We start from the raw sequence: 15,206 nt of genomic DNA on the forward strand, positions 1-15,206 counted from the left end.
CTCACTCCAACGCAAACGGATCCGGATCGCCCGCGAACAATCGTTCCGACACGGCGCGCTCGGTGGTCTCGATATCGCCGATGAACCCCTCGGCATCGCCCAGCTTGGAGAACGCGTCGAAACCCCGCTCCAGGAATCCCTGCAGTTCCGACAGCCCCGCGGCCTTGGCCGGGCCGCGGGCGAAGCGCAGCAGCATGCGCACGCCCGGCGTATGCACCGCCTTGGCCAGGCCCAGGCCGACGCGGGCGATCAGGTCGATCTGGCGCTGGCGCAGCCGGGGTAGCCCGGTCTGCCGATAGGCTTCGGCATACAACGCTTCGTCCAGGCGCTTGCGCCGCGGCGCCAGGTCCTGCAGCGCCTCGGCCATGCGCAGGTCCAGGGCGTGGGTCAGCGCACCCAGCTCGATGCCGTCGGCGACCGTGTCCAGCAACGACGCCGGCATCAGCCGCTGCATCATCGGCAACACCTTGACGATGTCGGCGTCGCGACGGCTGAAGTCGCGATCGCCATAGACGTCGGTGAGAAAGAACATCGCCGCCGGACGCCGCTGCGGATCCTCCAGGAAATGCTCGAAGCTGTGCTCCAGCCGCTCCGATTGCCAGCGCCGCAGTTCCTGCAGCCAGCGTAGCGCGTTGCGCGGTTCGCGCACGGGGTCGTGCAGCGCCTGGTGCCATGCCAGGCGGCGGCCGAGTCGTTCCAGGACGGGAGTGCTGCGCGCCATGGGCGCCGATGATGGTCGCAGCCCGGCACGACCGCAAGCGTCACGGCGCTCGGCTACACTCGCGCCACTGCCTCCTGCGGACCGCGCATGCTTTCCCTCCACAGCGCCTCGCCCCGTCCCCATTCCAACGGCCGCATCGGCCTGGCCATCGCCGGCGGCGGGCCGATCGGCGGCATGTACGGCCTCGGTGCGCTGCGTGCCCTGGACGAGGCGCTGGACGGACTGGACCTGACCCGCCTGGATTGCTACGTGGGCGTCAGCTCCGGTGCATTCCTGACCGCCGGGCTGGCCAACCGCATCAGCAGTGCCGAGATCTGCCGGATCTTCGTCACCGGCAACAGCGACGATGCGCGGTTCCGCCCGGAAGACTTCCTGCGGCCCAACGTCTACGAGTATCTGCGCCGTGCCGCGACCCTGCCGGGGCTGGCCTACGGCTGGTGGCACGACCTGCTCACCGAACCGCGCAAGACCCGCTGGTCGGACCTGATCACCCGCTTCGGCGGACTGGTGCCCAGCGGCCTGTTCGACAACGCCGGGGTCGAGCGTTTCCTGCAGGACGTGTTCAGCCGCCGCGGCCGCAGCAACGATTTCCGCGACCTCGACGCCAATCTGTTCGTGGTCGCCGTGGACCTGGACAGCGGACGTGCGGTGCGCTTCGGCGAGCCGGGCATGGACCACGTGCCGATCTCGTTGGCGATCCAGGCCAGCGCGGCGCTGCCGGGGCTGTATCCGCCGGTGCAGATCGACGGCCACCATTACGTGGACGGCGCGCTGCGCCGCACCATGCATGCCTCCACCTTGCTGGAGCGCGGCATCGACCTGATGATCGGGATCAACCCGCTGGTGCCCTACGACGCCACCCACGCGCCGCGCCGCAATGGCCACATCGACCGCGCGCGGCTGCTCGCCGGCGGCCTGCCGGCGGTGCTGTCGCAGACCTTCCGCACCCTGCTGCAATCGCGCATGCAGGTGGGGCTGGAGAAGTACGCGCGACAGTACCCGCAGGTGGATCAGTTGGTCTTCGAACCCAACGCCGACAACGGCGAGCTGTTCTTCACCAATCTCTTCAGCTACGCCGCGCGCCATCGCGTGTGCCAGCTCGCCTACCGCAACACCCTGTCCGACCTGCGCCGCAACGCGCAGACGCTGGAGCCGCTGCTGGCCGCACACGGCATCGCGCTGCGCCACGATATCCTCAATGACCGCAAGCGCACCTTCCTCGATGGCGTGGACGTGCAGCCGCGGCGCATGACCGAGACCACCGCGCGCCTGCGGCGTGCGCTGGACGACGTCGACCAGGTCATCGCCGGCCGCCGTGCCACACGCCGCACCCGCCGTTCGCCGGAGGCGTAGCGCTGCCGCCCCGGCCGACGGCGCCATCGCTCCCCGCGCACTGCGCACGCTGGTGTGATTACTCTAGTCACAGTCCCGAGTCTCGAACCCCGCCACTCACCCGCCGAAGGAACCGCACCGTCATGGCCACTCTGAAGAAGTCCGCCCGCAAGAAGCGCAGCACCGCCGCTGCCGACGACACCCTGCAGGCGCAGGCGGAAAAGCTGTCCAAGCGCCTGGGCGAATCGGCGCAGCAGGTCTGGCTGGCCGGGGTCGGCGCGTTCGGCCGTGCGCAGGCCGAGGGCGGCAAGCTGTTCGAGACCCTGGTGAAGGAAGGCCTGAGCCTGGAGCAGAGCACGCGCAAGCTGGCCGGCGGCGGGGTCGATGCGGTGCGCGATGCGGTGGAGAACCGGGTCGGCCAGGCCCGCGAGCGCGCCGCCGACACCTGGGACCGCCTGGAGAAGGTATTCGAGGATCGCGTGCAGCGCGCGCTGCGCCGCCTGGAAGTGCCCAGTCGCGAGGACCTGGGTGCGCTGATCGAGCGCGTGGACGCGCTCAATGGCGAACTGCGCCATCTGCGCGGCGGCCGTGCCACGCAGGCGGCGGGCAAGGCGCCGGCGGCGAAGAAAGCCGCCAGGAAGACCGCCGCGCCGCACCCCGCCACGGCCAAGCGCGCGGCACCGGCGCGCCGACCTGCCGGCCCGGTGGTCGCCAAGGTCGCGCCAGCCAAGCGCGCGGCCGCGCCCAAGCGCGCCAGCCGCAAGCGCAGCGAGGCCCCGACCCCGGCCGAGTAACCGAATTGTTGCAAAGCAACACGTTTTTCCAGACAATCGAAACGGACCCGCCAGTCCATCAGAAGACCGTTTGCTCCCCTCCCCTCTCGGCTTCGGACTGGCGGGTCTTTTTTGTCCGCCGTCCACCGCTGTCGCCTTGCCGGCGCCGTGACACGCTGGCGATACACTGACTTCCTTACGGCGCGTGTGCGGGTGCGAGCATGTTTTCCTGGATAGCGGCAGCGATCTTGGCAGTCGCGGCATGGCTGGCGGCCAGCCTCTACCTGTGGCTGGTACGGCGCCGCGAGAATGAGGCCAGCGCCGGACTGCACGCGCTGGCCGGCCTGCACTGGCGCGATTTCTCCTACATGGTGCGGCGCGCGATGCGCGAACAGCGCGACCTGCAGGACGCCACCGTCGACGAGCACACGAGCCAGGAACCGCAAAGCGACTTCGTGATGACCCGAGGCGAGGCGCGCTGGCTGCTGTCGTGCAAGCACGGCCGGGCCTACCGGATCGGCTCGGCCGCGGTCAACGAACTGGGCGCGGCGGCACGGCTGATGGGCGCGCAGGGCGGCATCCTGATCACCGAGGGCAAGGTGCAGCGCGACGGCATCGCCGCGGCCGAGAAGCAGGCGGTGGAAATCCTCGACGGCCCGCGCATCTGGCCGATGCTCAAGCCCTACCTGCCCAGCGAACTGGAAGACGGCGTGATCGGCGCCAGCCGCCGCCGCGCGCAGCGCCACATCGCCATCGCCGGCCTGGCCTCGCTCGCCCTGGGCGTGGTGACCGGCGTCGGTGCGCTGGCGTTGCAGCAGCCCGCAGCGCCTCCGGCAGCCGTGACCGCAACGGCGTCATCGCCTACGCCCGCTGCCGCAGCCGCGCTTACGCCGGCCGCAACCACGCCAACGAGCACCACCGCTGCCGCGCCCCAGCCTGCGCTGGACGACGCCGGCGACCTGGCCGACCCCGATCCCGCCACCGAACAACGCAACCGCCAGGAACTCTCCAAGGCCCTGGCCGGCACCCCAGGCGTGATCCGCGGCATCTGGCAGACGCAGATGACCCTGGTGGTCGACCGCAGCGGCGACGACGCCCAGGTGTGGCCGCGCATCTGCCGCGAAGTGGAGCGTTACCCGTCCCTGCGCACCGTCCGCATCCAGCTCAACCCGCGCCCGGGCCACGAGGAACCGGTGCGGTGGCGGCAATGTAGGACGTTCTGAGCGGGGATTGGAGAATCGGGAATGGGGAATCGGTAGAGCGGGCTATCGGCATTCGACTAGCATGCACCCGTGACGTTCCTGCCTGACAGGACAGAACCCGCACCGCGTGCAGCCAGCGCTGTTCCGATTCCCTACTCCCCATTCCCGATTCCCGGCTCTTACCAATGCACCCCCCGCATCAACGCCGCAAACGCGATCTGCTCCTGGCTCGGCTTGGTCTCGCGTAGCGCCTTGCGGTCGCCCTTGGCCGCGGCCGAGTCGGGGAACAGTTCGAAGGCGGTGTTCATCACCACCTCGTAGGCCTTCGGCGCCACGGCGTTGACCAGGGCGGCGAAGATGCCCAGTCGCGTGGCCACGCGACTGGGGCGTTCGATGATCGCCTTGACCATCAGGTCGGCGGCCTCGTCCACGCTCAGCGTCGGCACGCTGTCGTACATCTTGGTGGGCGCGATCATCGGCGTCTTCACCAGCGGCATGTTGACCGTGGTGAAGCTGATGCCCTTGCCCGACAACTCGCCCTGCGCGCAGCGGCTCCAGGCGTCCAGCGCCGCCTTGGAGGCGACGTAGGCGGAGAAGCGCGGCGAGTTGGCCAGCACGCCGATCGAGCTGACGTTGATGATGTGGCCCTTGCGCCGCGCGGTCATGCCCGGCAGCACGCCCATGATCAGGCGCAGGCTGCCGAAATAGTTCAGCTGCATGGTCCGCTCGAAATCGTGGAAGCGGTCGTAGCTGAGTTCGATCGAGCGGCGGATCGAGCGGCCGGCATTGTTGATCAGCACGTCGACATGGCCATGCGCGTCCAGCACGGTCTTGAGCAGGCGGTCGCAGTCGGCCAGATCCGACAGGTCGGCGGTATAGGCGAAGACCTTGCCGCCCTTGGCGTTCATCGCATCGCGTGCGGCATGCAATTCCTGCTCGCCGCGGGCCACGATGACGGTGATGGCGCCGGCCTCGGCAACGCGCTGCGCGGTGGCCAGGCCGATGCCCGAGGAGCCGCCGGTGATCAACACCACCTTGCCGCGCACCTTGCCCTTGAGCGAACGGTCGACGAACAGGTCCGGGTCCAGGTGCCGTTCCCAGTGGTCCCACAGGCGCCAGGCGTAGTCTTCCAGCCGCGGCACGGCGATGCCGCTGCCCTTGAGCGCGCGCTCGGTCTCGCGGCTGTCGAAGCGCGTGGGATAGGTGATGAACTTCAGCACTTCGCGCGGGATGCGGAAGTCGCGCAACAGCATGCCGGTGAAGCGGCGGATCGGCGGCAGGCTGCCGACCGCGGCGCGGATGCTGGAGGGCACGAACGCGAACATGCGCGCGTCCACCCGCAGGGTCATCTCCGGGGCGTGGCCGGCGCGGCAGAACACGTTGAGCACCTCGCCCACGCGCAGCGGCTCGGGGTCGGTGAGGTGGAAGGTGTGGCCGTCGAGCTTCGGCTTGTGCGCGATGTGGTCCATCGCGTCGGCGACGAAGTCCACCGGCACCAGGTTGATCCGTCCGCCCTCGATGCCCAGCATCGGCGCCCACGGCGGCAGCAGCTGGCGCAGCTTCTTGATCAGCGGGAAGAAGTAGTACGGGCCGTCGATCTTGTCGATGGCGCCGGTGCGCGAATCGCCGACCACCATCGCCGGGCGGTAGATGCGCCACTTGATCCGGGTCTCGGCGCGCACCAGCGCCTCGGCATCGTGCTTGGTGCGCAGGTAGGGATCGTCCAGGCCCTCGGCTTCCTCGAACATGTCTTCGCGGAAGATGCCCGGGTACAGCCCGGCCACCGCGATCGAACTGGTGTGGTGGAAGATGCCGGCGCCGATCTGCGCGGCCAGTTCCAGTGCATTGCGGGTGCCGTCGAGGTTGGCGATGCGCTGGTCCTCGGCCTTGGCGGTGAGGTCGTACAGCGCAGCCAGATGGAAGAAATGCTTGACCTTGCCGTGCAGCGCCTTGCGTTGCGCCGCGGACAGCCCGCAGTACTCGGCGCCGACGTCGCCGTGCAGCACCACCAGGCGCTTGGGATCCCAGCCCTGCTCGCGCACCAGCGCATCGAACTTGCGCTGCGACTCCTTGCGCAGCAGGACATGCACGACGCCCTTGCGCCGCATCAGCTTGGCCATCAGGTAGCGGCCGATGAAACCGGTGGCGCCTGTCACGAAATACGTCATGCCGAACCATCCCTCGTTCCGCGGCCACGGCCCCTCGCCCGGCCCCGGCGCTAACTTGCCAGAGTGCGGCGGGCAGGACAAACGCACGCCGGCGTATGGCGAACGTGCGGCATCGCAGCATTGCGCATCGCCGAGGCGACTGCGCGTGCCTCATCATCCGTGCTCGTCGCGCGTCGTGTCGCGTCCTGGAAGAGCGGCGTCAGCCGCGACGGCCTTCCACGGACACCTTCGTCGCGCCGGCGTACGTGAGCTGCCTGCAGTCGCCGTGCGCGCCAGGCTCAGCGCGCGCCTGGCGAGAACCGCGCGACCAGGTCGTAGGTGTCGCCGAGGAACACCTGGCGCACGAAGGTCACCGCCTGCTCGCCGCGCCAGGTGCGGCGGTCGATCAGTAGACACGCGGTGCCGGCCGGCACCTGCAGGCGCGCCGCCTGCGCGGCGCTGGCCCCGACCGCGCTGATGCGGTGTTCGGCGCGGGTCCAGGGCACGTGCTGCAGCAGCCAACTGCCGGGCACGGTGACCGCGAAGTCCATCTGCAAGGCCTCCGGCACCGCCACCGGATTGATCACGCGCTCTTCCAGCGCGAACGGACGGCCGTCGGCGTAGTGCAGGCATTGCAGCGCCAGCAGGCTGCCCTCAGCGGCGACCTCGGCCTCCTGCGGCAACGCCGCGCGCGGCGCGCGCTGCTGCCGCTCCAGCAGTTCGAAACGGTAGACATGGCCGCGCGCGGCGACCTCGACCGGGATGTCCGGGATTTCCAGCGCGACCTGCTCCATGTGCGGATGCGGCCGCGCCACGAACGAACCGGCGCGGCGTCGGCGCTCGATCATGCCGGCGTCGGCGAGCAGCGCCAGCACCTTGTTGACGGTCATCCGCGAGCAGCCGTACTGCGCCATCAGTTCGTGCTCGAACGGAATGCGATGGCCGGGCGGCCACGCGCCGCTGCGGATGTGCGCTTCGATGTCGCGGCGGATGCGCTGGCTGAGCGGCAGCGTCGGCACGGCCGGCGTCATCGGCAATTCGTGCCGCGGCAGGCAGCGCACAGCGCGCGCGGGTCGCGACTCATGCGTCCAGCAACCGGGTCAGCGCACGCGCGTAGCGGGCGGCGACGCCCTCGCGCTGCAGGTGGCGGCCCTCGCGGACCAGCGCACGCCCGTGGCGCCAGACCGAACGCACCGCACCGCCGCGCGCGGCGAACAGCCAGCTGTCGAGCCAGGCGTCGCCGTCGCGCGCCTGCAAGGCCGGATGCGTGGCGTCCAGTTCGACCAGATCGGCCGGGGCGCCCACGCACAGACCGTGTTCGACACCGAGCGCCTGCGCCGCGCCCTGCGCGGCGGACTGGAACAGCAGGCGGCCGCTGGACAGCGCGGTGTCGCCGGTGAGCACATTGCGCCCGCGCAGGCTCAGGCGCTGGCCGTACTCGAGCAGGCGCAGTTCCTCGGCCGCATCGATCAGCACATTGGAGTCGGAGCCCACGCCGAAGCGGCCGCCGGCGCGCAGGAACTCCGGCATCGGGAACAGGCCGTCGCCGAGGTTGGCCTCGGTGATCGGGCACAGCCCAACCACCGCGCCACTGGCGGCGATGCCCTGCACTTCCGCGGCGTCGACATGGGTGGCGTGCACCAGGCACCAGCGCGCATCCACCGGCGCGTGCGCCAGCAGCCATTGCACCGGGCGCTGCCCGCTCCAGGCCAGGCAGGCGTCGACTTCGCGGGTCTGCTCGGCGATATGGATGTGCACCGGGCCGCCGCACAACGGCAGCAGCGCCGCCAGTTCGTCCGGGGTGACCGCGCGCAGGCTGTGCGGGGCCAGTCCCAGCACCGCGTCATCCAGCCCCTGCAGGGCACGGCGGCTGCCGTCCAGCAGTGCGGCGAACCCGTCGACGTCGTGCAGCAGGCGCTGCTGCGCCGGGTTCGGCGCGGCGCCGCCGAAATCGGCATGCGCATAGAACACCGGCAGCAGGGTCATGCCGATACCGCTGGTCTGCGCCGCGGCAGCCAGACGCTGCGCCATCTCGGCGCGGTCGGCGTAGGGGCGGCCGTCGGCGGCGTGATGCACATAATGGAACTCGCCGACCCGGGTGAAGCCGGCCTCGAGCATCTCCACGTAGGCCTGCTCGGCGATGGCCTGCAGATCGTCGGGGCTCAGCCGCTGCAGGAAGCGGTACATCAGTTCGCGCCAGCTCCAGAAGCTGTCGCCGCTGCGCCCGCCGATCTCGGTCAGGCCGGCCATGCCGCGCTGGAAGGCGTGGCTGTGCAGATTGCCCAACCCGGGCACCACGATGTCCAGGCGCTGATCGCCAAGGGCTGCGGCCACGTCGCGCTCCACCGTGGCGATGCGGCCGCCGCGCACGCCGATACGCACGTCGCGCGCCCAGCCCTGTGGCAGCAGCGCGTGCGCGCACCAGAATTCGCCCGATCCCGCGTTGCCGTTGGCCTGCTGCTGCGCCTGGGTCTGCACTGGACACCCTCCATCGACCACAATATTGTATATACAAAATAACCGACGAGCCTGCCCGTGACCATGCCCTGCGACACGCTCTGGCACAACGCGCACCTGATGACGCTGGACGCCGAGGACGGCGGCCTGGGGCTGGTCCACGACGGCGTGGTGGCCTGCCGCGACGGCCGCATCGTCTATGCCGGCGCCGCCGCGCAGTTGCCCGGCCCGCTGTCGGCGCAACGCAGCATCGACTGCGGCGGGCGCTGGATCAGCCCCGGCCTGATCGATTGCCACACCCACCTGGTCTATGCCGGCAACCGCGCCGGCGAGTTCGAGCAGCGCCTGCTCGGCGCCAGCTACGCCGACATCGCCCGCGCCGGCGGCGGCATCGTCTCCACGGTGCGCGCCACCCGCGCCGCCGACGAGGACGCCCTGCTCGCCGCCAGCCTGCCGCGGCTGGACGCGCTGCTGGCCGAGGGCGTGACCACGGTGGAGATCAAGTCCGGCTACGGCCTGACTCTGGACGACGAACTGCGCCTGCTGCGCGTGGCGCGGCGCCTGGGCGAGCTGCGCCCGGTGGCGGTGTCGCCGACCTTCCTCGGCGCGCACGCGGTGCCGCCCGGCGCCGAGGCCCAGGCCTATATCGACGAGGTCTGCGAGCGCATGATCCCGGCGGTCGCCGCGCAGGGCCTGGCCGAGGCGGTGGACGTGTTCTGCGAGCACCTGGCGTTCACCCCGGCGCAGACCGAGCAGGTGTTCCAGGCCGCGCAACGCCATGGCCTGGCGCTGAAGATCCACGCCGAACAGCTGTCCAACCAGGGCGGCGCGGCGCTGGCCGCGCGTTACGGCGCGCGCTCGGCCGACCATGTCGAATACCTGGACGACGCCGGCGTCGCCGCCATGGCCGCGGCCGGCACCGTCGCGGTGCTGCTGCCGGGCGCGTTCTATTTCACCCGCGACACCCAGCTGCCGCCGATCGCCGCAATGCGCGCCGCCGGCGTGCCGCGTGCGCTGGCCACCGACTGCAACCCCGGCACCTCGCCGCTGACCAGCCCGCTGCTGGCGATGAACCTGGCGGCGACGCTGTTCCGGCTGACCGTGGCCGAATGCATCGCCGGCTTCACCCGCGAGGCGGCGCACGCGCTCGGGCGCCAGGACCAGGTCGGCCGGCTGCGCGCCGGGCTGGCCTGCGACCTGGCGATCTGGGACATCGCCGAACCGGCCGAATTGGTCTATCGCATGGGCTTCAACCCGCTGCATGCGCGTATCTGGAGAGGACAATGAGCGACGATGAGATCCTGCTGCGCCCCGGCGCGGTGAGCCTGGCGCAGTGGCGCGCCGTGTACCGCGGCGCCAGCGTGCGCCTGGACCCGGCCTGCGCCGACGCGGTGCTGCGCAGCGCGCGCACCGTGGAGGCGATCGTCGCCACCGGCGCGCCGGTGTACGGCATCAACACCGGCTTCGGCAAGCTGGCCAGCGTGCGCATCGAGCGCGAGGACCTGGAGGCCCTGCAGCGCAACATCGTGCTGTCGCACGCGGCCGGGGTCGGCGCGCCGATGCCGGTGCCGGTGGTGCGACTGATGATGGCACTGAAGCTGGCCAGCCTGGCCCAGGGCGCCTCCGGCGTGCAGCCGCAGACGCTGGCGCTGCTGGAAGCGCTGCTGCGCCACGAGGTGATCCCGGTGGTGCCGTGCCAGGGCTCGGTCGGTGCCTCCGGCGATCTGGCGCCGCTGGCGCACCTGGCCACGGTGATGCTCGGGGTCGGCGAGGCCTTCGTCGGCGACGCGCGCCTGCCGGCGGCGCAGGCGCTGGCCCAGGCCGGGCTGCAGCCGCTGACGCTGGGCGCCAAGGAGGGCCTGGCCCTGCTCAACGGCACCCAGTTCTCCACCGCCTACGCGCTGGCCGGCCTGTTCGAGATCGAGCGCGTGTTCCATGCCGCGCTGGTCGCCGGCGCGCTGTCCACCGAGGCCGCGAAAGGCTCGGACACCCCATTCGATCCGCGCATCCACGCGCTGCGCGGCCAGCCCGGGCAGATCGCCACCGCCGCGGCGCTGCGCGATTTGATGCACGCCTCGGCGATCCGCGATTCGCACCGCGACAACGACGTGCGCGTGCAGGATCCGTACTGCCTGCGCTGCCAGCCGCAGGTGATGGGCGCGGCGCTGGACGTGATGCGCCAGGCCGCCACCACCCTGGCCACCGAAGCCAACGGCGTGTCGGACAACCCGCTGGTGTTCAGCGACACCGGCGAGGCGCTGTCCGGCGGCAACTTCCACGCCGAGCCGGTGGCCTTCGCCGCCGACATGCTGGCGCTGGCGGTGTGCGAGATCGGCTCGATCAGCGAGCGCCGCGTCGCCATGCTGGTGGATCCGGCGCTGTCCGGATTGCCGGCGTTCCTGACCCCCAAGCCCGGTCTCAACTCCGGCTTCATGATCCCGCAGGTCACCGCCGCGGCGCTGGTCTCGGAGAACAAGCAACGCGCCTACCCGGCCAGCGTCGATTCGATCCCGACCTCGGCCAACCAGGAAGACCACGTGTCGATGGCCGCGCACGGCGCGCGCCGCCTGCTGGCGATGGCCGAGAACGCGGCCAATGTGGTCGGCATCGAACTGCTGGCGGCCGCGCAGGGCTGCGACTTCCACGCGCCGCTGCGCTCCAGCGCCGTCCTGGAAGCGGCGCGCGCGCTGCTGCGCGTCCGCGTCCCGGCGCTGCAGGACGATCGCTATTTCCATCCGGACATGCTGGCCGCCACCGCGCTGGTGCGCGACGGCGCGCTGGCCGCGGCGGTGGGGATGCGGCTGCCCGAGGTTAGCGTCTGATCTGAAGACCCCGTCGCAGGAGCAGCTCTGCCCCTTTTTGAGATCAGCCGCAACCGGGCTTTACCGGGTAATGCCCCGTTCGCGGCTGAAGCCGCTTCCACAGAACAGCACAACGCGAGGCCGTATGACATCCCTGCCCGAGTGGCTCACTGTGCACCGCGGCGATGCGCCGCTGATCCTCAGCTTCCCGCACACCGGCACCGACCTGCCGGAAGCGCTGGCCGACCGTTTCGTCTCGCCATGGCTGGCGCAGCGCGATGCCGACTGGTGGGTGCACCTGCTGTACGACGTCGCCAACGCGCTGGGCGCGACCACCGTGCGCACCGCGATCTCGCGCTCGGTGATCGACGTCAACCGCGACCCGGCCGGGGTGTCGCTGTATCCCGGGCAGAACACCACCGGGCTGTGCCCACTGACCACCTTCGATGCGCAGCCGCTGTACCGGCCCGGGGCCGAGCCGGATGCGGCCGAGATCGACGCGCGCCGCGCGCAGTGGTTCGCGCCCTACCACGCCGCACTGGACGCGGAGATCGCGCGCCTGCGCGCCCTGCACCCGGCCATCGTGGTGTACGACGCGCATTCGATCCGCTCGCGCATTCCGCACCTGTTCGACGGCGAGCTGCCGCAGTTCAACATCGGCAGCGCCGGTGCCTTCGGCGCGGTGGACAGCAGTTGCGCGGCAGCGCTGACCGATGCGGTGGAGCGCGTCTGCGCCGGCAGCGGCTTCAGCCACGTCCGCAACGGCCGCTTCAAGGGCGGCTGGAGCACCCGCCACCACGGCGCGCCGGCCGACGGCGTGCACGCGATCCAGATGGAACTGGCCTGCCGCGGCTACATGCACGAGCCGGACACGGTCGACCCCAGCAACTGGCCCTCGCCGTGGCAACCCGAATACGCCGCGCCATTGCGCGCGGTGCTGCAGCAGGTGCTGCAGGCCTGCCTCGACTTCGCCCGCAGCCCCGCCGCATCCGCCCGCGCCGCCAACTGACGCGCGCGCAGCGCGTTCCGCCTTCCGCGCATCCACCTGAGGATTCCCGCATGACCCGCCTCGACGCCACCCGCACCATCCAAGCGCCCACCGGCAGCACCCTCACCTGCAAGAGCTGGCTGACCGAAGCGCCGCTGCGCATGCTGATGAACAACCTGCACCCGGACGTGGCCGAGCGGCCGCAGGAACTGGTGGTGTACGGCGGCATCGGCCGCGCCGCGCGCGATTGGGAGAGCTTCGACGCCATCGTCGAGACGCTCAAGCGCCTGGACGACGACCAGACCCTGCTGGTGCAGTCGGGCAAGCCGGTCGGCGTGTTCCGCACCCATGCCGACGCGCCGCGGGTGCTGATCGCCAATTCCAACCTGGTGCCGCGCTGGGCCAACTGGGACCACTTCAACGAACTCGATAAGAAAGGCCTGGCCATGTACGGCCAGATGACCGCCGGCAGCTGGATCTACATCGGCGCGCAGGGCATCGTGCAGGGCACCTACGAGACCTTCGTCGAAATGGGCCGGCAGCACTACGGTGGCGACCTGTCCGGCAAGTGGCTGTTCACCGGCGGTCTCGGCGGCATGGGCGGCGCGCAGCCGCTGGCCGCGGTGATGGCCGGCACCTCGTGCCTGGCGGTGGAATGCCGCAAGAGCAGCATCGACATGCGCCTGCGCACCGGCTACCTGGATACCTGGACCGATAATCTGGACGAGGCGCTGCGCCTGATCGCCGAATCGTGCACGGCGAAGACGCCGCGCTCGGTCGGCCTGCTCGGCAACGTCGCCGACGTGCTGGCCGAGCTGCTGGCGCGCGGGATCAAGCCGGACCTGCTGACCGACCAGACCTCCGCGCACGACCCGGTCAACGGCTACCTGCCGCAGGGCTGGACGGTCGAGCAGTGGGACGCCAAGCGCGTCTCCGCACCGAAGGAGGTGGAACAGGCCGCGCGCGCCTCGATGGCCAACCACATCCGCGCCATGCTCGGTTTCCACGCCCTGGGCGTGCCGACCGTGGACTACGGCAACAACCTGCGGCAGATGGCGCTGGAGGAAGGCGTGGCCAATGCCTTCGACTTCCCCGGCTTCGTCCCCGCCTACATCCGCCCGCTGTTCTGCCGCGGCGTCGGCCCGTTCCGCTGGGCCGCGCTGAGCGGCGACCCGGAGGACATCGCCAGGACCGACGCCAAGGTCAAGGAACTGATTCCCGACAACCCGCACCTGCACCGCTGGCTGGACATGGCCGCCGAGAAGATCCGGTTCCAGGGCCTGCCGGCGCGGATCTGCTGGGTCGGCCTGGGCGACCGCGACCGCCTGGGGCTGGCGTTCAACGAGATGGTCGCCAAGGGCGAACTGAAGGCGCCGGTGGTGATCGGCCGCGACCACCTGGACAGCGGCAGCGTCGCCTCGCCGAACCGCGAGACCGAGGCCATGGCCGACGGCTCCGACGCCGTCTCCGACTGGCCGCTGCTCAACGCCCTGCTCAACACCGCCAGCGGCGCCACCTGGGTCTCGCTGCATCACGGCGGCGGCGTCGGCATGGGTTTCTCGCAACACGCCGGCATGGTCATCGTCTGCGACGGCACCGAGGCGGCGGCCAAGCGCATCGCCCGGGTGCTGTGGAACGACCCCGCGACCGGCGTCATGCGTCATGCCGATGCGGGGTATGCCATCGCCCTCGACTGCGCCCGCGACAAGCACCTGGACCTGCCCGGCATCCTGCGCTGAGGCCGGCGCCCGTCCGCCGCCTGCGCGCGGCGGGCGGGCGCACGACGCGGCAAAGCGGAACTGCGTCACCCCTCGCACGATACAGCCTCAAGTTCGGCCGAGCTGCGCCGACAAGGGATGCATCGTTTCAAGGAGCCTGCATGGGCATCCTGATCTACCTCACTCCTGCCGTGGCGCTGTGGGCTGCCGTTGCCACAGCGTTCGCGCATGGCTTGTTCCAGCGTCTGGGGCATGCCTATCGGCGCGACGCGACTGCGAAGGAGACGATCGCGCGGTATCAGGCGGCGCTGAGCCAGCTGAAGGCGCAGGCCGCCGCCAGCGCGCAGGAACTGGAAACGCTGCGCCAGGACCACGAGCGCCTGCGCGCGACCTACGAATACGAGGCAGCGCCCGCAGCGGCGGCGTCCGCCAATGCCGCACCGGCCGCGGCGCCTTCGCCCGTTCCCCCGAAGCCAGGGCCGGCACCGGCGGCGCCCCCGGCCGCGCCGCCCTCGACCATCGCCCTGGCGCAGATCGACATCGCCGACGAAGTCGGCACCCTGCTCGCCCACGTCGCCCGCGTGGCGCGCAGCATCCGCCGCTACAGCGCCTACAGCCGCGGCCACAACGGCCCGGAGCCGGCCAGCGCGCGCTACGACCTGCACTGGCTCTCCGACTGCCTGCACAACCTGGACCAGGTCGGCCACGCCCTGGCGCGCAACAACATGGAAACCCTCACCGCCGCCTGCACCGAACTGCTGACCATGTACGAGCAGTACCTGCGCGACGGTTCCGGCTACAACAGCCGCGACACCTTCCAGCGGCTCAGTACGCAGGTGCCGCTGGCCGAAGTCACCGATGCGATCCGTTCCATCGCGGCCAAGGCCTCGCTGGCGCGACAGGCGCAGGCCGCCCACGAAGAGGCCGCGCATGCGCACGAACGCGTCGCCGACAGCCGCCAGGCCGACGCCCTGTCGATGCTGTAACCGCGGCGTCCGCGCCGGCCACCGGCCGCGGCCCGCGTTGACCCGGCCTCCCGCCCGTGCTGTGATGCCTGCCGGTCAGGG

The 15,206-nt window shown here is 70.9% G+C and carries 12 protein-coding genes; 8 read left to right on the forward strand and 4 right to left on the reverse strand.

Features of this window, described 5'->3' with window-relative positions; translation table 11 throughout:
* Position 1: 1 nt before the first annotated feature.
* Positions 2–721 (reverse strand): hypothetical protein, encoded by a 720-nt coding sequence (locus CEK66_RS06090; protein WP_017907798.1) that lies wholly within the window; start codon positions 719–721, stop codon positions 2–4.
* A gap of 87 nt (positions 722–808) precedes the next feature.
* On the opposite strand from CEK66_RS06090, the gene CEK66_RS06095 reads away from it, so the two are divergent.
* From CEK66_RS06095 to CEK66_RS06105, 3 genes are all read left to right on the forward strand, one after another.
* Positions 809–2,074 (forward strand): patatin-like phospholipase family protein, encoded by a 1,266-nt coding sequence (locus CEK66_RS06095; protein ID WP_017916054.1) that lies wholly within the window; start codon positions 809–811, stop codon positions 2,072–2,074.
* 122 nt (positions 2,075–2,196) lie between these two features.
* A complete protein-coding gene (locus tag CEK66_RS06100) occupies positions 2,197–2,847 on the forward strand; it encodes a phasin family protein (RefSeq protein ID WP_152236280.1) in 651 nt (216 codons plus the stop codon).
* Between the two features lie 200 nt (positions 2,848–3,047).
* The gene (locus tag CEK66_RS06105) at positions 3,048–4,049 is read left to right on the forward strand and encodes a restriction endonuclease (RefSeq protein ID WP_193312583.1); all 1,002 of its coding nucleotides are present in this window, start codon (positions 3,048–3,050) and stop codon (positions 4,047–4,049) included.
* Positions 4,050–4,207: 158 nt separating this feature from the next.
* On the opposite strand, the gene CEK66_RS06110 is transcribed toward CEK66_RS06105, so the two are convergent.
* The 3 genes from CEK66_RS06110 to CEK66_RS06120 all read right to left on the reverse strand — a co-directional run bounded on the left by CEK66_RS06110 (position 4,208) and on the right by CEK66_RS06120 (position 8,653).
* Positions 4,208–6,196 (reverse strand): SDR family oxidoreductase, encoded by a 1,989-nt coding sequence (locus CEK66_RS06110; protein ID WP_152236282.1) that lies wholly within the window; start codon positions 6,194–6,196, stop codon positions 4,208–4,210.
* A gap of 278 nt (positions 6,197–6,474) precedes the next feature.
* Positions 6,475–7,206 (reverse strand): histidine utilization repressor, encoded by a 732-nt coding sequence (hutC, locus tag CEK66_RS06115; RefSeq protein WP_152236283.1) that lies wholly within the window; start codon positions 7,204–7,206, stop codon positions 6,475–6,477.
* A gap of 49 nt (positions 7,207–7,255) precedes the next feature.
* The gene (locus CEK66_RS06120; RefSeq protein ID WP_152236284.1) at positions 7,256–8,653 is read right to left on the reverse strand and encodes a formimidoylglutamate deiminase; all 1,398 of its coding nucleotides are present in this window, start codon (positions 8,651–8,653) and stop codon (positions 7,256–7,258) included.
* A 63-nt stretch (positions 8,654–8,716) separates the two neighbouring features.
* Between CEK66_RS06120 and hutI the strand changes: the two genes are divergently transcribed.
* The 5 genes from hutI (at position 8,717) to CEK66_RS06145 (ending at position 15,125) form a co-directional block, all read left to right on the forward strand.
* A complete protein-coding gene (gene hutI, locus CEK66_RS06125; protein ID WP_152236305.1) occupies positions 8,717–9,919 on the forward strand; it encodes an imidazolonepropionase in 1,203 nt (400 codons plus the stop codon).
* A complete protein-coding gene (gene hutH / locus CEK66_RS06130; protein WP_152236285.1) occupies positions 9,916–11,454 on the forward strand; it encodes a histidine ammonia-lyase in 1,539 nt (512 codons plus the stop codon). Before hutI ends, hutH begins: the two co-directional genes overlap by 4 nt.
* A 124-nt stretch (positions 11,455–11,578) precedes the next feature.
* The gene (gene hutG, locus CEK66_RS06135; RefSeq protein WP_152236286.1) at positions 11,579–12,442 is read left to right on the forward strand and encodes an N-formylglutamate deformylase; all 864 of its coding nucleotides are present in this window, start codon (positions 11,579–11,581) and stop codon (positions 12,440–12,442) included.
* A 50-nt stretch (positions 12,443–12,492) separates the two neighbouring features.
* Positions 12,493–14,160, forward strand: a complete 1,668-nt coding sequence (gene hutU / locus CEK66_RS06140; protein ID WP_152236287.1) for a urocanate hydratase — start codon at positions 12,493–12,495, stop codon at positions 14,158–14,160.
* Between the two features lie 140 nt (positions 14,161–14,300).
* Positions 14,301–15,125: a hypothetical protein gene (locus tag CEK66_RS06145; RefSeq protein ID WP_152236288.1), complete on the forward strand. Its 825-nt coding sequence runs from the start codon at positions 14,301–14,303 to the stop codon at positions 15,123–15,125.
* Positions 15,126–15,206 lie beyond the last annotated feature (81 nt).

Origin of the sequence: Xanthomonas sp. LMG 12460, assembly GCF_009192895.1 — a bacterium.
Taxonomy (GTDB): Bacteria; Pseudomonadota; Gammaproteobacteria; order Xanthomonadales; family Xanthomonadaceae; genus Xanthomonas_A; species Xanthomonas_A sontii.